Origin of the sequence: Micromonospora sp. C28ISP2-4, from assembly GCF_030519385.1 — a bacterium.
GTDB lineage: Bacteria > Actinomycetota > Actinomycetes > Mycobacteriales > Micromonosporaceae > Micromonospora > Micromonospora tulbaghiae.
In genome coordinates this window covers 752747-774145 of the sequence record NZ_JAUMKG010000002.1, presented here as the reverse complement: position 1 = coordinate 774145, position 21399 = coordinate 752747, and the positions used below count along the sequence as shown (strand labels likewise).

The window sequence follows — 21399 nt, the reverse complement described above, 5'->3', positions numbered from 1 at the left end:
CCCCTTGAGGTGCTGGTCCAATGCGCTCACGGGCACGGGGGCCTCCTCGGGCTGAGGGGTGTCGACTCACGGCAAATGGGGTGAGCCGACCCGAGTGATGATAGGGCCAACGTCACCCACGCGTGGCAAGTCCGTTACACAGAGCGGAAGTATTTCCCGCCAGGTCGCACACGTGGCGGACCCGTTGTCCGTCGTGTGTGGTTGACTTTCGCGCCGGAACCTGGTCTGGAGTGGAAAGTCCTGGTCGGAGCCGATTTTCTTTTCGCTCGGCGTGTCGCGGGAGAGGTGCGGCCGGGTCGCCTCCGGCTGCCCGCCCCACATCGGTGGAGATCCTCATCCCGTGGCTAGGAATCCCACCGTACGGCAATTGCAGTCCCGTGCGGCGGACCCCACGCGGTGTTCGGGCATGGCCCGGCGCACGCGGCTGTGCCAGACTCAGCCACCGTGCAGGACGCCGCCGAAAGCTCCGCGCCGAACCTCGCCGACCGGCTCCGCCAGGCCGCCGCGCAGCGGGCCGACCGGGCCGCGTTGCACTGGCGCGACCGGACGCTGAGCTGGTCCGAGCTGGACGACGCGGTCACCGCCACCGCCCGCGCGCTGCCGGCCGACGCGCCGCCGGCCGACGGCACCGGCCACCCGCCCCGGGTGGCGATCGCGTTCGGCAACACCCCGGACTTCGTGGTCACCTACCTCGCCGCGCTCCGGGCCGGCCTGGTGGCCGTGCCGGTCAATCCCACGCTGACCGCCCGCGAGCTGCGGCACGTGCTCGCCGACTCCGGCGCCGCAGTGCTGGTCGGCGCGCCCGAGGTGACCGGACGGGTGGACGCCGCCGAGCTGCCCGCGCTGCGTGCCGTGCACACCGCGCCGCCGGTGGCCGGCGACGACGCGCCGGACGGGTTCCCGGCCCGCTCCGGCGACGACCTGGCCGTCCTGCTCTACACCTCCGGCACCGAGGGCCGGCCCAAGGGCGCGATGCTGTCGCACCTGGCGCTCGCCGCCAACCACGACCAGGTCGACCGCATCGAACCGCCCGTGGTCGGCCCCGACGACGTCGTGCTGCTCGCCCTTCCGCTGTTCCACGCGTACGGGCTGAACTCCGCGCTCGGCGCCGTGGTGCGGCACGGCGCGACAGGCGTGCTGGTCGACGAGCCCGGTCCGGCCGGTGCGCTGGACGAGATCGCCCGGCACCGGGTCACAGTGCTCGTCGGCGTACCGTCGATGTTCCTGACCTGGGCCGAGGCGGCGCGTGACCCGGCCACGGCGCTCGCCTCGGTGCGCGTCGCGGTGTGCGGCGCGGCGCCGCTGCCGCTCGCGGCCGGCGCGCGCTTCACCGAGCTGACCGGGCATCCGGTGCACGTCGGCTACGGGCTCACCGAGACCGCGCCGGTGCTCACCTCGACGCTCGTCGGCGGCGAGCCGAAACCCGGTTCGATCGGCCGCCCGCTGCCCGGCGTCGGGCTGCGCCTGACCGGCTCCGACGGCACCGAGCTGTGGCGCGACGGGGTGCCCGCCGACGCCCCCGACGAGGACGAGATGGACCTCTCCGACGAGATGACCGGCACCGACCCCGGGCAGATCGTGGTACGCGGCCCGAACCTGTTCGCCGGCTACTGGCCGGACGGGCGGGGCGGGCCGGACCCGGACGGCTGGTGGGCCACCGGCGACGTGGCGTACGCCGACGGCGACGGCGACCTGTTCCTGGTCGACCGGCTCGGCGAGCTGATCCTGGTCAACGGCTTCAACGTCTACCCGCACGAGGTGGAACTGGTGCTCCAGGCGCACCCCGGGGTGGCCGAGTCGGCCGTCCTGGGCGTGCCGCACCCGCGGACCGGCGAGACTGTGCGGGCGTACGTGGTACGGGCGGCCGGCCCGCCGGTGACGGCGGAGGAAGTGCTCGCCCACTGCGCGCGTAACCTGGCCCGGTTCAAGTGCCCGACCGCCGTCGAGTTCGTCGACAGCCTGCCGTACTCGGCGATCGGGAAGGTACGCAAGACCGAGCTGCGCCCGGCGCCCGCGGTGCCGTCGCCGGCGTCGCCGACCGAGATCCGCACGGAGGTATCCGATGTCCAGTGACCCGAGGCTCATCCTGATCACCCGGCCCGGCTGCCACCTGTGCGACGACGCGAAGGCCGCGCTCGACCGGGTGGTGGCGGTCACCGGTGACCGCTGGGTGGAGCGGGACGTGACAGGAGACCTGGAGATGGAGCGCGACTACGGCGACCGGCTGCCGGTGGTGCTGCTCGACGGCAAGGAGCACGGCTACTGGCGGGTCGAGGAGGACCGGCTGCTGCGGGACCTGACCACGCCGCAGCTTTAGCTATGGTGCTGGGGTGACGGTTACGCGACGCCACCTCGTGTGGGACTGGAACGGAACGCTCCTCGACGACCTCGACCTGGTGGTGAAGGCCACGAACGTCGCCTTCGCCAGCGCCGGCGGACCGGCGGTCACCGCGGCCGAGCACCGGGTACGGTTCCGGCGGCCGATCGCCGACTACTACGCCGAGATGCTGGGCCGGGCGGTGGACGCCGAGGCGTTCGGGACGCTGGACCGGGTCTTCCACGACGCGTACCGCGCCGGGCTGACCACCTGCGCCCTGGCCGCCGACGCCACCGCCGCCATCGAGTCGTGGGAGGGTAGCCAGTCGCTGCTGTCCATGTGGTTCCACGACGAGCTGGTGCCGACGGTGCACACGTACGGGCTGACCCCGCACTTCCGCCGGGTGGACGGGCTGCGCGCCACTGTCGGCGGCGGGCGCAAGGCCGAGTGGCTGGAGAAGCACCTGGCCGAGCTGGGGCTGGGCGGGCACGAGGTGGTGCTGATCGGCGACTCGCTCGACGACGCCGACGCGGCCGCCTCGGTCGGCGCCCGCTGCGTCCTCTACACCGGCGGCTTCTCCGACCCGGACCGGCTGCGGGGCAGCGGCCACCCGGCCGCCGACACGCTCACCGAGGCGGTGACGCTGGCCCGCACGCTCGCCTGACCCGCCCGGTCAGGCGCGCAGGTGGGCCAGGACGGCCAGGACGCGGCGGTGGTGGGTGGTCGCGTCCGGGGGCAGGTCCAGCTTGGTGAAGATGTTGCGGACGTGCTTCTCGACCGCGCCGTCGCTGACCACGAGCGTCCGGGCGATGGCGGTGTTCGAGCGGCCCTCGGCCATCAGCGCCAGCACCTCGCGCTCGCGCGGGGTCAGCGACGCCAGTGGGTCGTCGCGGCGCCGCCGGACCAGCAACTGGCTGATCACGTCCGGGTCGAGCACGGTGCCGCCCGCCGCCACCCGGGCCAGGCCGTCCAGGAACTCGTCGATCGCGGCGACCCGGTCCTTGAGCAGGTAGCCGATGCCGCCGCCGGCCCCGCCCGCGGTGTCCAGCAGGTCGTCGGCGTACGACACCTCGACGTACTGGGACAGCACCAGGATCGGCGTACCAGGCACCCGCCGACGGGCCTCCACCGCGGCGCGCAGTCCCTCGTCGGTGTGTGACGGCGGCATCCGCACGTCCACCACCGAGACGTCGGGCCGGTGCGCCACCACCGCCTCGACCAGCGCGTCACCGTCACCGACGGCCGCCACCACCTCGTGCCCGTACTCGGTCAGCAGCCGGACCAGCCCCTCCCGGAGCAGTACGGCGTCGTCCGCGATCACCACCCGCATGGGTCCGGTGTCTATCACGCCCGGACCCGGTGCCGGCCCGGCGGCCCGGATCCCGGGCGCGCCACGCGGTCGCGCGACGCCCCGGAGTCCGGGCGAACCGGGTCACCTCGGCAGTTCGGCGTGGATCCGGGTCGGCCCGCCGACCGGGCTGTCCACCTCCAGCGTGCCGCCGGCCGCCCGGACCCGGTCGGCGATGCCGCTGAGCCCGTGGCCCTTGGCCAGGTGGGCGCCACCGGTTCCGTCGTCGGTGACGGTGATCTCCAGCCGGCCCACCTTCCGGGCGACCTCCACCCGGCAGGCGTTCGCCCGGCTGTGCTTCGAGACGTTCGTCAGGGCCTCGGCCACCACGAAGTACGCGGTGCTCTCCAGCCCCGGGTCGAGCCGCCCGGCGGCGGTGCCCAGGTCTTCGTCCACGGTCAGCTCGGTGGGCACCAGGGCGCGGGCGGCGAGCGCGGCGAGCGCGCTGGGCAGGCCCCGGTCGACCAGGATCGGCGGTGCGATGCCCCGGGACAGGGCACGCAGCTCGTCAAGCGTCTCCCGGGTCTGCGCGACCGCCTCGTCGAGCGTCTGCCGAGCCGCCTCCGGGTCGGCGGTGAGCTGGTGGCGGGCCCGGCCGAGGTCCATGGCGAGCCGGACCAGCCGCTGCTGCGGGCCGTCGTGGATGTCGCGCTCCAGCCGGCGCAGCGCGACCGCCTCGGCCGAGGCGGCGGCCCGCTTCTGCTCCTCCAGCGTGACGATCCGCTGCCGCATCTCGGCCACGCCGGTGAGCAGCGAGTACGCCAGCCCCGCCTGGAGCCGGGCGCAGCCGCGGGCCACCAGCGGGAGCGTGAACAGGGCGAACAGTCCGATCGCGGTGTTCAGCGTGATCCGCGCGCCGGCGCCGTCGCCCATCCCGAGGAGCTGGCTCAGGTCCTGCTCGCCCGGCCCGCGCGGGATGGCCCAGTCGTAGGTGATGTAGAGCGTGCCGCCCAGGGCCAGCACCCACCAGACCACCAGCAGCACGAACGTGGGCACCGCCACGAGCAGCCGGACGAAGGCGTGCAGCAGGTCGAGCCACGACTGCGCGTCCCGGATCGGGGTGAACACCCGGCGCCAGAACCCGGCGCCCGGCTCCGGCCTGCGGTAGACCGGGCGTACCCGGGGCCGGTCCAGCACCCCGGCGAGCCGGAGCCGCTCGATGTCGGCCAGCCCGCGGGCCGCGTAGAGGAAGCCGGCGAGGATCGGCAGGCCGAGCGTGGTCACCAGCAGCCCGGCGGTGAGTGAGATCCCCACCACTGCCAGCACGAAGCTGACGATCGCCAGCGGGAAGCCCACCAGTACGTAGGTGGTGTCGCGGGCGAGGCGGCGCAGCAGGCCCTGGACGGGAGACAGCGGAGTGGGCGCGGTGGCGAGTGGTACGGCGGTCATGGTTCGAGGCTATGGGCGCGAGCCCCGCCCACCCATCCCGCACGCTGGCCTTTCGGGGGTGGGGTTCTCCCTACTGAAAACGTGAGACTCGCCTCGCCACGCCGGTCACGGAGCGCTACGGGCCCCGCGCGATTGGTCAGGGAAGTCTGGATTGAGCCATAATCGCCACGCACCGCCGAGAGCTGCGGTTGATCGATCTTGCGGGAATGGAGGGGCAGGTGAAGGCGCGTCGCGAGCTTTCAAGATCGCGATTTGTGCACCCCTTCACAAACACCTACTCTGTAGTTCCGACGCGCCCTGCTAGCACAGCCGGCAATCTCGGTCGCCAGCGGGAGTCCCGAAACGACCGGCCCCCGTCGCTGGTCGAGGATCGCACCGCACGGAGTCTCATGAGCCAGCACCGTCAACCAGGCGCGCCCGGTCGCACCGGTGCCGTACCGGCGCTTCCGGACCTGCCCGAGGCGACCGTGTCCCGGCTCCCGGAATACCTGCGTGCGCTGCACGCGCTCGCCGACGCCGGACACGAGACGGTGTCCAGCGAGGGCCTCGCCAACGCCGCCGGCGTCAACTCCGCGAAGCTCCGCAAGGACCTGTCCCACCTCGGCTCGTACGGCACCCGGGGCGTGGGCTACGACGTCGCGCTGCTTGTCGACCAGATCTCCTCCGTGCTCGGGCTCACCCAGTGCCGGACCGTCGCGCTCGTCGGCGTGGGTAACCTCGGTCACGCCCTGGCCGGCTACGACGGCTTCGCCAACCGCGGATTCCGCATCGCCGCGCTGGTCGACGCCGACCGGTCCCGCGTCGGCGAAGTGATCAACGGCCTGGTCGTACGGCACGTCGACGAGCTGCCGCAGATCGTCGCCGAGGAGTCGATCTCGATCGGCGTCATCGCCACGCCCGCCCCCGCCGCCCAGGCGGTCGCCGACCAGTTGGTCGCCGTCGGCGTGACGAGCATCCTCAACTTCGCGCCGTGCGTACTCTCGGTTCCGGACGGGGTCGACGTGCGCAAGGTCGACCTCGCCATCGAGCTGCAGATCCTGTCCTTCCACGAGCACCGCAAGGCATCGCTGACCGCGCTCCCCGCCACCGGCGGGTCCGCCCTCACCGCCCTGCCCGGCGGACTCGCGGCCACCGACACCCAGGAGGCGATCGGCACGTGAAACTGCTCGTCGTCGGCGCGTCCTACCGCACCGCCCCGGTCGCCACCCTGGAACAGCTGGCCGTCCCGCCCGCCGACCTCACCCGCACGCTCGACCGCCTGATCGCCCAGCCGTACGTCGCCGAGGCCGTCCTGGTCTCCACCTGCAACCGGGTGGAGGTCTACGCCGCTGTCTCCGGGTTCCACGGCGGACTCGGCGACATCTGCGCGGTCCTGGCCGACCAGGCCGGCTGCCAGCCCGCGGCGCTCGCCCCGCACCTCTACGTGCACTACGACGCCGCCGCCGTGGACCACGTCTTCCGGGTGGCCGCCGGGCTCGACTCGATGGTGGTGGGCGAGGCGCAGATCCTCGGCCAGCTCCGCGACGCGTACCACTCCGCAGGTGGCGCCGACTCGGCCGGGCGGCTGCTGCACGAGCTGATGCAGCAGGCGCTGCGGGTCGGCAAGCGCGCGCACGCCGAGACCAACATCGACCGGGCCGGGCAGAGCGTCGTCACCGCCGCGCTCGACCTCGCCGCCGAGCTGCTCGACGGTGACCTGGCCGGCCGGCCCGCGATGGTGGTCGGCGCCGGCGCGATGGGCTCGCTGGGCGTCGCGACGCTGTCCCGGCTGGGCGCCGGCCCGCTCACCGTCACCAACCGGGGCGCCGCCCGTGCCGTCCGGCTCGCCGAGTCGTACGGCGCGTCCGCAGTGCCGATGGCCGAGCTGATCACCGCGCTCAGCACCGTCGACGTCGTGGTCGCCGCCACCGCCGCCACCGAGCCGGTGCTCACCCGCGACGTGGTGACCCGGGCGCTGGCCCGCCGGGACGCCGACCGCGGCCCGCTGGTCCTGCTCGACCTGGCCGTCCCGCGCGACGTCGAGCCCGGCGTCGCCGAGCTGCCCGGCGTCGAGGTGATCGACATCGACCGGATGGCCGCCGTCCTCGCCGACGGACCGGCCGCGGCCGACGCCGCCGAGGTGGCCCGGATCGTGACCGGCGAGGTCGAGGCGTTCCTGAGCTGGCTGCGCGGCGCCGACGTCGCGCCGACGGTGGCCGCCCTGCGTGGCCGGGCCGAGGACGTCGTCACCGCCGAGCTGCGCCGGCTCGGCCAGCGCCGCCCCGACCTCAGCGACGACCAGCGCGCCGAGGTCGCCCGCACCGTGCACCGGGTCGTGCAGCGGCTGCTGCACCAGCCGACCGTACGGGTCCGCCAGCTCGCCGCCGAGCCCGGCGGCGACCAGTACGCGGCGCTGCTGCGCGAGCTGTTCGACCTGGACGTCCCGCAGACGTCCCCGGTCGACACCGTTCCCGACGTGGTCGCCACCGATCTCGACGGGCGGCCGTCGTTCGACGCCGCCGACATCCCGCCCACCGGAGGTGCGCGATGACCGCCCCCCTGCGCCTCGGCACCCGGGGCAGCGCCCTGGCGATGGCCCAGTCCGGCCATGTGGCCGAAGCTCTCACCGCGGCCACCGGCCGCCCGGTCGAGCTGGTCGAGGTGGTGACCGCCGGCGACAGGTCCACCGCCCCGGTGCAGCGACTCGGCGTCGGCGTGTTCGTGTCCGCGCTGCGCGACGCGCTGACCGCCGGTGAGATCGACTTCGCCGTCCACTCGTACAAGGACCTGCCCACCGCGGCGGCGCCCGGCCTGCACGTCGCGGCAGTGCCGCCCCGGCAGGACCCGCGCGACGCGCTGGTGGCCACCGGCGGCCGTACGCTCGCCGAGCTGCCGCCCGGCGCCCGCGTCGGCACCGGCGCGCTGCGCCGGATCGCCCAGCTGCACGCGCTGGGGATGCAGTTGGAGGTCACCCCGATCCGGGGCAACATCGACACCCGGCTCGGCCGGGTGCTCGGCCCGGACGCCGACCTCGACGCCGTCGTGCTGGCCCGCGCCGGGCTCAACCGGATCGGCCGCGCCGACGTCATCACCGAGACGCTCGATCCGATGCTCATGCTGCCCGCACCCGCCCAGGGCGCGCTGGCCGTCGAGTGCCGGGCCGACGATCAGGACGTGATCGAGCTGCTCACGCTGCTCGACCACGCACCGTCCCGTGCCGCGATCATCGCGGAACGGGCGCTGCTGGCCACCCTGGAGGCAGGGTGCAGCGCACCCGTGGCCGCGTACGCCGTCCTCGCCGAAGGCGAGCCCACCGACGAGGGCGACGTCAATCAGGAGATCTACCTGCGCGGTGCGGTGATCAGCCCGGACGGTACTCGTGACCTCCGGCTGTCCCGCACCGGAACGCCCGCCGACGCGGCGGAGATCGGCAAGGCACTCGCCGCCGAACTCCTCGAACTCGGCGCCGACTCGATCCTCGGCCAGGACGCACAGGCCGGCCCGGGGACCCAGCAACTTGGGAGCACAGAATGACCCGCACCCGTAAGCCCGTAGGCCAGATCGCATTCGTCGGGGCCGGTCCCGGCGACCCGGGCCTGCTGACCCGCCGGGCGCTGGACGCCCTGGTCGACGCCGACCAGGTGGTCTACGACCGGGGCGTACCCGAGTCGCTCCTGGCGCACGTCCGCGCCCAGGCCCGGCCCGACGCCGAGTTCAGCCCCGCCGAGGGCGTACCGGGGGACGTGGCGAAGGTGCTGATCTCCGCGGCCCGGTCCGGGCAGAACGCCGTGCACCTGGTCGCCGGTGACCCGTTCGGCCACGACTCGGTGGTCAAGGAGGTGCAGGCGGTCGCGCGTACCGCCGCGCACTTCGAGGTGGTGCCGGGCGTCGGCCAGGCCGAGGGCGTCGCCACCTACGCGGGTGTCCCGCTGCCGGGCGTACGCACCGCCGCCGACGTCGAGGACGTCACCGCGCTCGACTTCGAGGCGCTGGCCACGGCCGTGGGCCGGGGTTCGCTGGCGCTCGCCGTGGACGCCGGTGACCTGGCCGCCGTCCGGGACGGCCTGCTGGCCGCCGGGGTCGACGGCACCACAGCGGTCGGGGTGACCGGCGACGGCACCGGCGAGACGCAGTACACCACCACGTCGAGCGTGGACTCCTTCGTCGCGGCGGCGCTCGGCTTCACCGGCCGGGTGGTGCTCACCGTCGGCGCGGCCGTCACCGACCGCGACAAGCTGAGCTGGTGGGAGAACCGCCCGCTGTACGGCTGGAAGGTGCTGGTGCCCCGCACCAAGGAGCAGGCCGGCGTGATGAGCGCGCGTCTGCGCGCGTACGGGGCGATCCCGTGCGAGGTGCCGACCATCGCGGTCGAGCCGCCGCGTACCCCGGCGCAGATGGAGCGGGCGGTCAAGGGCCTGGTCGACGGCCGGTACGCCTGGGTGATCTTCACCTCGGTGAACGCGGTCCGGGCGGTGTGGGAGAAGTTCGCCGAGCACGGCCTCGACGCCCGCCACTTCGGCGGCGTGAAGATCGCCTGCATCGGTGACGCCACCGCCGAGGCGGTCCGCGCCTTCGGCATCCAGCCGGAGCTGATCCCCTCCGGGGAGCAGTCCTCCGAGGGCCTGCTGGCCGAGTTCTCGCCGCACGACGAGATCCTCGACCCGGTCGGCCGGGTGCTGCTGCCGCGCGCCGACATCGCCACCGAGACCCTGGCCGCCGGCCTGACCGAGCGGGGCTGGGAGGTCGACGACGTGACCGCGTACCGGACCGTCCGGGCCGCCCCGCCGCCCGCCGAGATCCGCGACGCGATCAAGTCGGGCGGGTTCGACGCGGTGCTGTTCACCTCGTCGTCCACGGTGCGGAACCTGGTCGGTATCGCCGGGAAGCCGCACGCGCGGACCGTTGTTGCAGTGATCGGGCCCAAGACTGCGGAGACCGCCACCGAGTTCGGCCTGCGCGTCGACGTGCAGCCGCCGCACGCCTCGGTGCCCGACCTGGTGGAGGCGCTCGCCGCCTACGCCGTCGAGCTGCGGGAGAAGCTCGCCGCCATGCCGGCGAAGCAGCGCCGGGGCTCGAAGGTGCAGGGCCCGACCGCCCTGCGGTTCCGCTGACAGGAGGCCCGTCATGCCGTACCCCGAGATCCGGCCCCGCCGGCTGCGCCGCAACGCGGCCGTGCGGCGGCTGGTCTCCGAGACCCGCGTCGACCCGGCTGAGCTGGTCGTGCCGATGTTCGTCAAGGAGGGGCTGACCGAGCCGCGGGCCATCGCGTCGCTCCCGGGGGTGCTCCAGCACTCCCGGGACTCGCTGCGCAAGGCCGCCGCGGAGGCGGTGCAGGCCGGGGTCGGCGGGATCATGCTGTTCGGGGTGCCGGCGACGCGGGACGAGACCGGTTCCGGTGGCATCGACCCGGCCGGTGTCCTCAACACGGCGATCCGGGACGTGATCGCCGAGGTCGGCGACTCGACAGTGGTGATGAGCGACCTGTGCCTGGACGAGTTCACCTCGCACGGGCACTGCGGCCTGCTCACCCCGGACGGCGAGGTCGACAACGACGCCACGCTCGCCGCGTACGCCGACATGGCGGTGGCCCAGGCCGCCGCCGGGGTCCACGTGGTCGGGCCGTCCGGGATGATGGACGGCCAGGTCGGCGTGGTCCGCAGGGCACTGGACACCGCCGGGCACCAGGACGTCTCGGTGCTCGCGTACGCGGTGAAGTACGCCTCCGCCTTCTTCGGCCCGTTCCGCGACGCCGTGGAGTCGGCGCTGGAGGGGGACCGGCGCGCCTACCAGCAGGACCCGGCGAACCTGCGCGAGTCGCTGCGCGAGGTCGAGCTGGACGTGGCCGAGGGCGCCGACATGTTGATGGTCAAGCCGGCGCTGCCCTACCTCGACGTGGTGTCGGCGGTCCGGGCCGCGGTGAACGTCCCGGTCGCGGCCTACCAGGTCTCCGGCGAGTACGCGATGGTCGAGGCCGCCGCTGCGAACGGCTGGATCGACCGGGAGCGCGTGATGCTGGAGACGCTCACCTCGATCCGCCGGGCCGGCGCCCAGATCATCCTCACCTACTGGGCCGTCGAGGCCGCCCAGTTGCTGCGCGAGCGCTACTGACCGACGCTCGGCCGGCGCGGCTCCTCTGCTGCCGGCACGCGCGGCGGCGAGCTCGGCTCGCCGAGTCAAGTCTTCCGGGTTCGCCCTCCTAGTTGTGGTCGCCGCGCGTTGTCCACAGCCCCAGGAGGTCACTCAGCGTGTTGCCTGGGGTGGCAGGACACTTCACCCCTCGCCGACTTTGCTCTGCAGCCATTGGCGCAACTGCCACCAACCGTGAGCGCTGCCTCGATGGCTGCAGAGCAAAGTCGGCGTAGGTGGTCCTTCCTCCTCCAGTGACCACGACAGCTATGTCCGATTAAGCCGTGTTGTAATGGTGCTGGAGCGCTCGCTTCCCCGGCGGGCCGTAACCCTGTGTGAGCGTGACCCTCTGTATGTACCGACGGTCGGTGCCGAGCGGGCTTGGACGCCGCATCCCGGGTTTTCCACAGGGGCGGGGAGCGGGGTTGCCGGGCCCGTGCGCGAGACGGGACCGTTGGTGGCGTGACAGACATCGCCGACACCGAGCCGAAGGCGGCCACCGCAACCGGCACCGCCACAGGCGCCGGCACCGCCGCCACGGCCACGGACATGGCCACGGCCACGGCCACGGACATGGCCACGGCCACGGCCACGGACATGGCCACGGCCACGGACACTGGCACTGGCACGGACCCGGGAGCCTGCGCCGCACCGGCCGCACCGGCCGCACCCGCCGCGCCCGCCGAGGCGGCGGGAGACGGCGGGCCGGCGCTGCTCACCGAGCCGTTCGACGTCCCGTTCCCGGCGCCGGGGATCGTCCGGGCGGTGCGTCGTCGCGCCGACGCCAGCCAGCGCGAGCTGGCCCGGTTCGCCCGGGTCCATCCGAGCACGATCGGGCGGATCGAGGCGGGCAGCCTGACGCCGAGCCTGGCCATGCTGTCGCGCATCGTCGGCACGGCCGGCTTCCGGCTCGTGGTCGTCGACGAGGCCGGGCGGGTGCTCAAGCCGATGCGGGACCGGGCCGACCTGCGGGACGGCGCGGAGCGGCGCTACCCGTCCCACCTCGACATCGTCACCGACCCGGAGCCGGGGGAGTGGTGGGCCGACCGGTACGGGCTGGCCCGCCCGCCGGAGACCTTCTACCGCAATCGCGAGGTCCGGGACTGGCTGCGCCGCCGCAGCCAGTGGGAGGTGCGGGTGGCCAAGTACCGGAGCGTGCCCCCTCCACCCGATCCGCAGCGGTGCGGCTACCGCGGCGGCCCGCCGATCCGCCCATGAGGGGATCGACGGGCCGCCGCGCGCAACGCCGCTCAGTCGTCGTTCAGGATCGTCCCGACGCCGGACGGGTCGGCGAGCCGCAGGCCCGGCACACCCGCCACGTACAGCGTGAGCTTCTCGTCCGCCTCGCGCTTACGGTCACCGCGCACGGTGACCGGGAACGTCAGCGAGGTCCGGCCCGCGGCCAGTACCCGGCAGCCCACGTACGGGTCGTAGTCCGACCCGGCCTGGGCTGTGGTGCCGTACGTGGTCGCGCAGATCAGGGCCGGCTCGGAGAGCGGGCGGGACACGGTGACGGTGAACGTCATCGCGCTGGTGCCCTTGTCGCCCTCGGTGACCGAGGTGTCCGCGACCCGCAGCGAGGCGTGCGACCGGAACCGGGCCACCTGCGGGTCGTGGTCGCTGGCGCCCCGGTCGCCCAGTTCCGGCGCGTCGGTGGGGTAGTCGGCGTTGATGTGCGCCGTCCGTACCTGCACCAGGTCGTCGTGCATCGGGTCGTTCACGAACAGGTTGTCCAGCGTCTGCGCCTGGCCGCTGAAGGTGTACGAGTACGCCGACGCCGGCGCGTCCTTCACCAGGTCGTCCCAGAGGTTGTGCAGCCCGGCCTCGTACAGCGGGGCGAGCTGGTCCGACGGGGTCGGGTTCTGGGCAGTGGCGATCGGGTCGTCCGGGCGGGGGAAGACGTTCAGGTCGCCGCCGTACACCACGCGGGCGTTCGGGTCGCTCGCCTCGACCGCCTGCACGATCGCCGCCCCGTACGCGGCCTGCTCGCGGCGCTGCCCGACCCGGCTGTCCGGCCCGGACGAGAAGTGGTTGGCGACCGCCCAGAGCGTGAACCGCTCACTCGATCCGGGCGCGGCCTTGACTGTGAACCGGGCCGCCTGCGCCGCGCGGGTGTAGACGTTGCTGCCGTCGACCCCGGTCGACCGGTCCACGTCGGCCGGCAGCACCGCGTTGAACGCCTTGGGGTTCTGCACGTCGGCGTTGGACGGCAGTGCCGCCGAGCGGTACTGGACGGTCGGGGCGGAGCCCAGCAGCGGGTCCGCGGCCGTCGCCTCGGCGAGCGTGAGGCGGTCGGTGCGGTAGAGGAACGCCGAGGCGATGCCCCGGGCGTCCGCGCCGGTCCGGTCGTACGCGGCGGCGTACGCCGGGCCGCCGTTGGCCGCGATGGTCAGCGCCAGCTCCTGCACGGTGTCCGGCGCGCCGTCTGCGTTGTCGGTGTCGCCGCAGGCCAGAGCGCCGTCGACCACCGAGCAGATGTCCTGGTCCTCGGCCTCCTGCACCAGGATCAGATCCGGGCTGTGCAGCGAGTCGACGATCTGGCGGGCCTGCACGGCCAGCCGGGCGGCGTACGCATCGGGGCTCGCCGGGACGTAGTCGAACGGCGGGCTGACACCGGGGCATCCGGTGTTGCCGGCGAAGTCGCAGCCGTCGAACGGGTCGTCCCGGTAGTCGTACAGGTTCTCCACGTTGTAGGTGGCGATCGCGACCTCGCTGCCCCGGTCGGCGGGCTGCGGCGGGTGGTTCCCGGCCGGGTCGGCGCCACCGGTCAGGGTGAGCTGCTCGGGCTGCACGCTGTACTTGCTGAACGCGTACGAGACGGAGCCGTAGGCGTCCTCGGTGAGCGTGTCGAAGGTGCGCGCCTCGGGCAGCAGCGCCCGGGAGTCACCGGCCGTTGCCTTCACACCGCCGGCGCCCAGCAGGATGCGCTGGTTGTTGCCGTTGTCGAACAGCGTGCCGGGGATGTCGTCGAGGGGGTGCGCGTCCCGGAACACCCGCCGGGCGTACGGGTCGGACCGCTTCATGATCGGGTCTTCGCGGTCCAGCACGTAGATCTCGGAGTCGGCGGTGGAGGAGTAGATGTGCCGGGGCGCGGACACGCCGCTGCCGGCGCGTACCCGCATCCGCTCGCCCTCGTGCCGCTCCCAGAACAGGTCGGCGGCGGCCGCCTCGGCCGGCGGGGTCGCGTCGTCGACCCGGACCGCGGTGTCCACGTCGAGGCCGGAGTCCAGCTTGCGGACCAGCGAGGCGCCGGAGAGCTGGGTCTGGTTGAAGTACTCGGACACCCGGCCGCGCAGCACGACCTCGTCCCCGACGGTCGGGGCGTACCCGCCGATCAGCGTGGTGAACGAGCCCATGAAGACGAACAGGCCGTCGGAGGTCAGCGGGTCGCCGTCCTCGCTGCCGAGCCGGCTCTGCAGGTAGAAGCCCCACTGGTCGGCCCCGGCCGAGCTGCGGGTCAGCGACATGCCGGTGATGACGCCGCGCACGTCGTACAGCGTGGAGCTGGTGCCGTTGCCGCTGGCCGGTGCGAGCGGCGACCGGTCGGTGCGGCCGTCCTCGTCGTCGGCGGTGCGGCCCTGCACCTCGCCGATCGACAGCACGCTGGTGGCCTGCACGGTGAGCGTGCAGGTGGCGGTGCCGCCCTCGGCGTCGGCGGAGGTGACGGTGACCGCGTAGCTGCCGGCCGGCAGGCCGGTGGCGGTCAGCGTCGCGGTGGCGGTGCCACCGTTCCCGGTCGCCGGGGTGAACGCGGTACGGCTGATCGAGCCGCTCGCCGGCACCGGCACGACCGAGGTGACCGCCAGGTCGGTGACCGTGTCGTCGGCGTCGGTCGCGGTGACCTCGCGAGTGGCGGTGGCGCCCGCCGACAGCGTCAGCGCACCGCCGCAGGCCAGCGTGGGCGGCTGGTCCACCGGGCCGCCGCCGACGGTGTGGCTGCCCAGCCCGTCGAACGTGTCGGTGGCGAAGCCGGCCCACTGCGCGGCCGGGTCGAACGCGTCCGCCGGGTCGGTGTCGCCGGCGGTCACCGACGGCAGCCGGCGCAGCGTGTTGTCCGCAGTGCTGGTGAGCCCACTGCCCCACTCGGTGCCCGGGTCGACGCCGACCTGGCCCAGGGAGTCGACCACCGCGTCGCCCTTGCGCAGCACGAGCGCGTCGTCGCCGTTGAACAGCGAGCCGGAGTACGTCTGGTCGGCCTGGGCGAGGATCGCCGGCGCGGCCGCCGCGGCGGCGAAGACGAACACGTCACCGGCGGCGACGGTGCCGGTCAGGCTCACGTTCGTGGAGGTGGTGGCGCCGTTGAAGAAGAGCTGGAGCTGGTAGCCGCCGGCCGCCAGGTCGATCGGGGCGCCGGTGCCGTTGTACAGCTCGACGGCCTTGTTGTTGGACGACCCCTCGACGTACTCCGAGATGAGCAGGTCGGTGGGCGCGGCGCTGGCCGCGGTGGGTGCGACAGCGATCGCCGTGAGGGTGACGGCGGCTGTGGTCGCGAGCGCGGCGAGGGTGCGGCGCGGGCGCATGGGGCCTCCACGATGGGTGGACAGGAACTAACGAACGTTAAGGCTCTCGTGGGCTCACCGTCCAGCCCTTCGATGGCCGGACGTGAAGCCTCAGCGGTGACTGTCCAGCCGGTGCACCAGCTCGGCGACGTCCACACCGTATTCGCACCAGTCGCGGTCGGGGCGGTAGCCCAGCTCGGCGTTGACCTTCAGCATCGACTCGTTGTCCTGCGCGTTCCAGGTCTGCACCTCGGCCACCTCCGGCTCGGCCGAGCGCAGTTCCAGCAGCATCCGCGCCTTGATGGCCCGGTCGATGCCGTAGCCGCGGTGGTCGTGGACGACGATCGTGTCGTACTGGTCGGCCCGGGTCGGGTGCTGCGCCGGCACCACCACCTCGGTCAACCCGGCCACCTCGCCGGTCCGCTCGTGCAGCGCAAGCACGATGTACGGCTTCATGCCGCGCCGGTGCAGCGTGGCGAGGCTGTCGCGCAGCCGGTCCGGGTCGTAGGAACTGGGCCGCAGCTCGACGTCGTCGGAGTCGCGCACCTCGGCCTTGGCCCGCGCGTACGCCTCGATCAGCTCGTCCGGCGGGCCACCCGGCCAGAACTCCACGCGGTAGCCCGCGCCGACCTCGGCGGCCATCTCGGTGAGCGCCGGCCAGTCCACCGAGCGCAGGTCGAGCACGCTGCGGGTCTCCACGTAGTCGCGGGTGAAGCCCAGCGACTCGTAGAACGCCACGGCCGGGGTGTCGCCGACCACCTCCACGCCGATCGACTGGAAGCCCTCGTCCCAGACCCGGCGGGCGGCCACCCGCACCAGCTCGCGGCCGATGCCGCTGCGCCGGATCGACGGGTGCACCAGCACCTCCAGCACGCCGATCCCGCCGAGCAGCAGCACGTGCACATGCCCGAGGATCGCACCGGGCGTGCCGTCCGGGGCGGCGTCGTCCTGCGCGACCCACGATATCCGCCGCTCGCCGGGCATCACCTCGGACAGATACTCCCGCATGGAGCTCTCCCGCCATGGCGGATCCTGCGGCAGATCGGCCGCCAGGACCGCGTTCAGCGTGTCCAGCAGGGACGCGATCTCGGCGGACGACGCGGTCCTGGGATCCCACTCGCGCACCATCACCCGTCTAGCTTGCCGTCAACGGCAGCCGGGGGGAAGGGTTGAGTCCGCGAATGTACGCGAGCCGTCACCTCACGTTGCGGCTGAGCCTGCCGTACTCGTCGGCCTTGTCGAAGACGGCCTGGGCGTACCGACGCACATCGTTGTAGGAGAGGATGGCGCCCCACCAGTCGCCCGGGATGGTCATGTTCCGGCCGCCCTTGCACAGGTAGAGCCCGGCGGCCAGCGCCGCGTCGTCGATGTCGTGCGGGTTCTTGGCGCCGTCGCCGTCGGCGTCCGCGCCGATCTCCTGCCAGGTGGTCGGGATGAACTGCATCGGGCCGAGCGCCCGGTCGTGGACCCGGTCGCCGTCGAGCGCTCCCTGATCGGTGTCGAGGATGCGGGACCGGCCACCCTGCCCGTCGAGCGGCTGCCCCTTGATCTCCGGCAGGGCCAGGCCGTCGGCTTGCAGTGTGGCGCCGTTGGCCGAGCCGTGGCGCGACTCGACGTACCCGATGGCGGCCAGCGTGGTCCAGCTCAACTGGCAGGCGCGGTTGGTCTGGGCGAGCACCAGCTCGGCGTAGGCGTACGCCTGGAGCGCCACCGGGGGGATGCCGGTCACCGCGCTGACCCGCTGCGCCCAGCCGGCGAGCGCGTCGGCCGGACGTCCGGTGGGCAGCACCGGGGCGGTGGTCGCGCCCGGCAGCGGCGTGCCGGTCGGCGCGGCGGTGCCGGGCAGGCCGGTCAGCTCCGGCAACGGAGGCGTGGCGGGCGCCGCGGCGGTCTGCGGCACGCTCTGCGACGGCGTCGCCTCGGCGACCGGTTCCGGACGGCCGACCGCCGCCGGCACGATCACCGCACCGGCCGTGGCGGCGGCGGCGACCAGGGCGAGCAGGAACAGCGCGGGCAGCGTGGTGCGCCCGCCGGGCCGCCGGGACCAGGCCCGGGTGGCCCGGGCCGCGCCGACGGCGAGCTGCCTGGGGCGCGCTCGGACGGCGTGTGCGAACGGCATCCGCCGACGCCGCCCGCCGCTCTCGGCCGCCGCCTCGGCCTTCCTCTCCGGCCCGGACTCCGGCTGCTCGTCCCCGCCCGAGCCGGGCTCGCCGTCCGCCTTCACGGCTGATTCGGGCTGTGGCTTCCCGCCGGGCTGGGCGTCCAGCTCCACGCCCGGCTTGAGGGCCGGTTTCTCGCCGGCCTCGGCGCCGGCCGTGGCATGCGGCTTCGCGCCGGGCTCGCCGCCCGCGTCGGCCGCCGCACCCGCGCCGGCTGCGTCGCGGGCCGGGTCGGCGGGTTGCTCCGGGGGGAGGGAATCGCGCTCGCGGGGTCGAGGGACGGGCGGGGTGCCGTCGTCGGGCGGCGCGGCGGGTCGCAGGGGCCGGGCCGTCGCTCGCCGTTCGCCGTCCACCACCCGTCGAGTATCACCCATCCGGGTGACGACGTCAGGCCCGGCCGTACGCTTGGGCCATGCCCCGGTACGAGTTCCGTTGCCGCGCGTGCGGCGACACCTTCGAGGTCAACCGCCCGATGGCCGAGGCCGCACAGCCGGCCACCTGCCCGCAGGGCCACGCCGACACGGTGAAACTGCTGTCCACGGTGGCCGTCACCGGCCGGGGCGGCTCCGCTCCGAGCGGTGGGATTCCCAGCGGTGGCGGTTGTTGCGGCGGCTCCTGCGGCTGCTGACCTTCCGCCGCCCGTCCCGCGGGTCGATCGGGGTCTTGCCGCCGCTGTGATCTTTTGGCACCTTGGGGCGGAATCTGCCCAGCCGTTCTCACGATGCGTGACGGCACGACCATAGGGCAGCATGAACCCGACGTCACCGGGCGGAGGTTCGACGTATGTCGCAAGGACACCACCTCCCCAGCGGGTGGGTGACCTTCGTGTTCACCGACATCGAGGGCTCGACGCGGCTGGCCCGGATGCTCGGCCCGGTCTACCGCCCGGTCCTGCACGAGCACCGGCGGCTGCTGCGCGACACCCTGGCCGGCACCGACGGCGCGGAGCTGCTGACCGAGGGGGACTCGTTCTTCCTCGCGTTCCCCGACGCCGCCGCCGCGGTCCGCGCCTGCCTGACCGCGCAGCGCGCGCTCGCCGGCCACGAGTGGCCCAACCCGGACGCCACCCCTCGGGTACGGATGGGGCTGCACACCGGCTACGCCGAGCCCCGCGACGGCGAGTACGCCAGCCCCGAGGTGCACCGGGCCGCCCGGGTGGCCGCCGCCGCGCACGGCGGGCAGGTGCTCTGCTCGGCCGCTACCGCCCAGCACGCCGACCCGCTGCCGGACGGGGTGTCCCTGCTGGACCTCGGGCTGCACCGGCTGCGCGGCTTCGACGACCGGGAGCGGCTGTTCCAGCTCGTCGCGCCCGGACTGGAGCGGCGGTTCCCGCGTCCGCGTACCGCCGACGCGACAGCGCACAACCTGCCCACCCAGGTCACCTCGTTCGTCGGCCGGCAGGCCGAGCGCGCCGAGCTGGGGCGGCTGGTCGAGGCGTACCGCCTGGTGACGGTGCTCGGCGCGGGCGGCGCCGGCAAGACCCGGCTGGCGGTGGAGCTGGCCTCCGGGCTCGTCGAGGACTACCCGGACGGCGTCTGGTTCGTCGACATCGCCGCGGTGACCGACCCGGGGCTGGTGGCGTTCGAGATCGCCGCCGTGCTCGGCCTCCGTCCCGAGCCGGGCCGGCCGATGGTCGACACCCTCGTCGAGTACGCGGCGCCGCGCCGGATGCTCGTGCTGCTCGACACCTGCGACGCCCAGACCGCGGCGTCGGCCGAGGTGATCGGCCGGTTGCTGGCCGGTGGCCGGGGTGTGCGGGTGCTGGCGACCAGCCGGGAGTCGTTCGGCGTACCCGGCGAGGTGGTGTGGCGGATCCCGCCGCTGTCGGTCGACGAGGGGCCCGACGGCGGGGGCAGCGACGCGGTGGCGCTGCTGCTGGACCGTACCGCGGTGGCCCGGGGCGGACGGGCGCCGGAGCCGGCCGAGCAGGCCGACCTGCACCGGGTGGTACGCCGCCTGGACGGGCTGCCGCTGGCCATCGAGCTTGCCGCGGCCCGGCTGCGGGTGCTCTCGGCCGGGCAACTGGCCGAGCGGCTGGACGACATGCTGGGCACGCTCGACGCCGGCCGCGAGACGGCGGAGCCGCCGCCGGTGGAGGCGGGCTGGAGCGGCAACCAGCAGGACACGGTGGACCTGGTGGCCGCCGCGACCGGCGCCGCCCCGCCCACCCCGGCGACCCGGGCGGTGCAGCGCTCGGCGAGCGAACGGCACCTGACCATCCAGGCCACCGTGACGTGGTCGTACCGGACGCTGGGGGCGCGCTCGGCCCGGCTGCTGCGCTGGATGGCGGTGTTCGCCGGCCCGGTGGACCTGCCGACGGTGCAGTGGCTGCTCGACGAGGACCCGCTCGACCCGCTCTCGGTGCTCGTGGACAAGTCGATGGTGCTGGCCGAGCCGCACGCCTCCGGCAGCACCTACCGGATGCTCGACCCGATCCGGGCGTACGCGGCCCGGCGGCTGGTCGAGGCGGGCGAGGAACAGAGCGCCCGGGACCGGCACGTCGCCTGGTGCCGGCACGCGCTGGACCGGGCACACCTGGGACCGGACGGCCGCCCCGTGACGCTCTCCCTGTACGCGCTCGACCCGCTCGCGAACGAACTGCGGGCCGCGTTGCGCTGGTGCGCCACCGGTGGCAGCGCACGGTCGGGGCTGTCGCTGGCCGGTGACCTGGACCAGTGGTGGCGGGAGCGCGGGCTGGCCCGAGAGGGGCGGCTCTGGCTGTTCCGGCTCTACGGCCGCCTCGCCGAGACCGGCGAGGTGATGCCGGACGCCGAGCTGGCCGCCGCGTACCACATGCATTCGCTGCACGCGGGCGCCGACGGCGAGTTCGGCGAGGAACTACGGTACTCGCAGCGGGCCGAGGCGGCCGCCCGGCAGTCCGGCGACCGGGGGTTGCTGGCCCGGGTGCTGGCCGGACGCGCCGCGCCGCTGGTCGACATGGGGCAGTTCGCCGAGGCGGAGCGGGTCTGCCGTGAGGTGATCGACTGGGCGTTCGCGCAGGACGTGGTGGGGGACGCGCTGCTGGCCGTCTACAACCTCGCCGAGCTGCTCTGGCGCCGGGGCGCGCTGGACCAGGCGGCCGACCTGCTCGCCGCGGCCCGCCCGGTCGAGGCGGCCCGGCCGGCCGAGCGGGGCGGCCGGTCGGTGGACATGCTGCTCGGCATGGTGGCCCTGGCCCGGGGCGATCTGGTCGCGGCGCACGAGCATTTGCTGGTGGCGTTGCGGTCCCGGATGAGCCACGGCTACCTGGGCCGGGCCTGCGACACGATAAACGCGATAGCGGTGCGCTGCGCGCTCGCCGGGGACGCGCTGTCCGCGGCCCGGCTGTTCGGGGCGGCGCAGGCCACCAGGGCGAACCTGCGGGCCACGCCGGGGATATACGACCCGTACTGGTCGGCCCGGCAGACGGAGCTGCGCCGGGTGCTCGGTGACGAGGCGTTCGACGCCGCCTACGGCGCCGGGTCGGGGCTGCGGCTGGACGAGGTGGCGGCGCTGGCGCTGCACGTCGAGCACCCGGACCTGGCCGCCGACTCGCCCCGGTTCGGCGCGCAGCCGCCGCCGGGTTCGTGGCCGGCGTTCGAG

At 74.1% G+C, this 21399-nt stretch carries 15 protein-coding genes and 1 pseudogene; 11 read left to right on the top strand and 5 right to left on the bottom strand.

The genetic code is table 11. The features are described from left to right. Positions 1 to 396 precede the first annotated feature (396 nt). From Q3W68_RS12410 to Q3W68_RS12400, 3 genes are read left to right on the top strand one after another with little or no spacing between them, the layout of a single operon-like run. Complete coding sequence (locus Q3W68_RS12410) at positions 397 to 2073, top strand: AMP-binding protein (protein ID WP_302905527.1); 1677 nt, start codon at positions 397 to 399, stop codon at positions 2071 to 2073. Then, complete coding sequence (locus Q3W68_RS12405; protein ID WP_013288752.1) at positions 2063 to 2317, top strand: glutaredoxin family protein; 255 nt, start codon at positions 2063 to 2065, stop codon at positions 2315 to 2317. Before Q3W68_RS12410 ends, Q3W68_RS12405 begins: the two co-directional genes overlap by 11 nt. 13 nt (positions 2318 to 2330) lie before the next feature. Next, entirely contained in the window at positions 2331 to 2981 is a 651-nt protein-coding gene (locus Q3W68_RS12400; protein WP_302905526.1) for an HAD family hydrolase, read from the top strand. A gap of 9 nt (positions 2982 to 2990) precedes the next feature. Here the strand turns inward: Q3W68_RS12400 and Q3W68_RS12395 are convergent, their stop codons facing one another. Both Q3W68_RS12395 and Q3W68_RS12390 read right to left on the bottom strand, forming a co-directional pair. Beyond that, positions 2991 to 3647: a response regulator transcription factor gene (locus tag Q3W68_RS12395; protein ID WP_302905525.1), complete on the bottom strand. Its 657-nt coding sequence runs from the start codon at positions 3645 to 3647 to the stop codon at positions 2991 to 2993. Between the two features lie 102 nt (positions 3648 to 3749). Continuing rightward, entirely contained in the window at positions 3750 to 5054 is a 1305-nt protein-coding gene (locus Q3W68_RS12390) for a sensor histidine kinase (protein ID WP_302905524.1), read from the bottom strand. A 389-nt stretch (positions 5055 to 5443) separates the two neighbouring features. Between Q3W68_RS12390 and Q3W68_RS12385 the strand changes: the two genes are divergently transcribed. The 6 genes from Q3W68_RS12385 (at position 5444) to Q3W68_RS12360 (ending at position 12377) form a co-directional block, all read left to right on the top strand. Continuing rightward, positions 5444 to 6214 carry a redox-sensing transcriptional repressor Rex gene (locus Q3W68_RS12385; protein ID WP_013288748.1) on the top strand — a complete coding sequence of 257 codons (771 nt, stop codon included), beginning with the start codon at positions 5444 to 5446 and terminating at the stop codon, positions 6212 to 6214. Then, the gene (locus Q3W68_RS12380) at positions 6211 to 7584 is read left to right on the top strand and encodes a glutamyl-tRNA reductase (protein WP_302905523.1); all 1374 of its coding nucleotides are present in this window, start codon (positions 6211 to 6213) and stop codon (positions 7582 to 7584) included. Before Q3W68_RS12385 ends, Q3W68_RS12380 begins: the two co-directional genes overlap by 4 nt. Further along, positions 7581 to 8567: a hydroxymethylbilane synthase gene (gene hemC / locus Q3W68_RS12375; RefSeq protein ID WP_302905522.1), complete on the top strand. Its 987-nt coding sequence runs from the start codon at positions 7581 to 7583 to the stop codon at positions 8565 to 8567. The genes Q3W68_RS12380 and hemC overlap by 4 nt, the downstream gene beginning before the upstream one ends. Beyond that, positions 8564 to 10144, top strand: a complete 1581-nt coding sequence (locus tag Q3W68_RS12370; protein WP_262013166.1) for a bifunctional uroporphyrinogen-III C-methyltransferase/uroporphyrinogen-III synthase — start codon at positions 8564 to 8566, stop codon at positions 10142 to 10144. The genes hemC and Q3W68_RS12370 overlap by 4 nt, the downstream gene beginning before the upstream one ends. A 13-nt stretch (positions 10145 to 10157) precedes the next feature. Further along, positions 10158 to 11141, top strand: coding sequence for a porphobilinogen synthase (hemB, locus tag Q3W68_RS12365; RefSeq protein WP_302905521.1), 984 nt, complete (start codon positions 10158 to 10160; stop codon positions 11139 to 11141). A 480-nt stretch (positions 11142 to 11621) separates the two neighbouring features. Continuing rightward, complete coding sequence (locus Q3W68_RS12360; protein ID WP_302905520.1) at positions 11622 to 12377, top strand: helix-turn-helix transcriptional regulator; 756 nt, start codon at positions 11622 to 11624, stop codon at positions 12375 to 12377. Between the two features lie 32 nt (positions 12378 to 12409). Here Q3W68_RS12360 and Q3W68_RS12355 read toward each other — a convergent pair whose 3' ends face one another. The 3 genes from Q3W68_RS12355 to Q3W68_RS12345 form a co-directional block, all read right to left on the bottom strand. Next, complete coding sequence (locus tag Q3W68_RS12355; RefSeq protein ID WP_302905519.1) at positions 12410 to 15679, bottom strand: lamin tail domain-containing protein; 3270 nt, start codon at positions 15677 to 15679, stop codon at positions 12410 to 12412. Between the two features lie 90 nt (positions 15680 to 15769). After that, positions 15770 to 16786: a GNAT family N-acetyltransferase gene (locus Q3W68_RS12350; RefSeq protein ID WP_302905697.1), complete on the bottom strand. Its 1017-nt coding sequence runs from the start codon at positions 16784 to 16786 to the stop codon at positions 15770 to 15772. Positions 16787 to 16853: 67 nt separating this feature from the next. Beyond that, entirely contained in the window at positions 16854 to 18191 is a 1338-nt protein-coding gene (locus Q3W68_RS12345; protein WP_302905518.1) for a lytic transglycosylase domain-containing protein, read from the bottom strand. A 38-nt stretch (positions 18192 to 18229) separates the two neighbouring features. On the opposite strand from Q3W68_RS12345, the gene Q3W68_RS12340 reads away from it, so the two are divergent. Together Q3W68_RS12340 and Q3W68_RS12335 are read left to right on the top strand one after the other, a co-directional pair. Further along, entirely contained in the window at positions 18230 to 18445 is a 216-nt protein-coding gene (locus Q3W68_RS12340) for a zinc ribbon domain-containing protein (RefSeq protein WP_302905517.1), read from the top strand. Between the two features lie 155 nt (positions 18446 to 18600). Next, positions 18601 to 21360 (top strand): annotated as a pseudogene (locus Q3W68_RS12335) (adenylate/guanylate cyclase domain-containing protein); the annotation flags it as partial. Between the last annotated feature and the right edge of the window lie 39 nt (positions 21361 to 21399).

What these genes read in the sequence shown, in the direction of transcription:
- Q3W68_RS12345 (WP_302905518.1), bottom strand. Translation starts at nt 18,191, where the DNA reads ATGGGTGATACTCGACGGGTGGTGGACGGCGAACGGCGAGCGACGGCC.
- Q3W68_RS12340 (WP_302905517.1), top strand. Translation starts at nt 18,230, where the DNA reads ATGCCCCGGTACGAGTTCCGTTGCCGCGCGTGCGGCGACACCTTCGAG.
- Q3W68_RS12405 (WP_013288752.1), top strand. Translation starts at nt 2,063, where the DNA reads ATGTCCAGTGACCCGAGGCTCATCCTGATCACCCGGCCCGGCTGCCAC.
- Q3W68_RS12350 (WP_302905697.1), bottom strand. Translation starts at nt 16,786, where the DNA reads ATGGTGCGCGAGTGGGATCCCAGGACCGCGTCGTCCGCCGAGATCGCG.
- Q3W68_RS12370 (WP_262013166.1), top strand. Translation starts at nt 8,564, where the DNA reads ATGACCCGCACCCGTAAGCCCGTAGGCCAGATCGCATTCGTCGGGGCC.
- hemB (WP_302905521.1), top strand. Translation starts at nt 10,158, where the DNA reads ATGCCGTACCCCGAGATCCGGCCCCGCCGGCTGCGCCGCAACGCGGCC.
- Q3W68_RS12385 (WP_013288748.1), top strand. Translation starts at nt 5,444, where the DNA reads ATGAGCCAGCACCGTCAACCAGGCGCGCCCGGTCGCACCGGTGCCGTA.
- Q3W68_RS12355 (WP_302905519.1), bottom strand. Translation starts at nt 15,679, where the DNA reads ATGCGCCCGCGCCGCACCCTCGCCGCGCTCGCGACCACAGCCGCCGTC.
- Q3W68_RS12390 (WP_302905524.1), bottom strand. Translation starts at nt 5,054, where the DNA reads ATGACCGCCGTACCACTCGCCACCGCGCCCACTCCGCTGTCTCCCGTC.
- Q3W68_RS12395 (WP_302905525.1), bottom strand. Translation starts at nt 3,647, where the DNA reads ATGCGGGTGGTGATCGCGGACGACGCCGTACTGCTCCGGGAGGGGCTG.
- hemC (WP_302905522.1), top strand. Translation starts at nt 7,581, where the DNA reads ATGACCGCCCCCCTGCGCCTCGGCACCCGGGGCAGCGCCCTGGCGATG.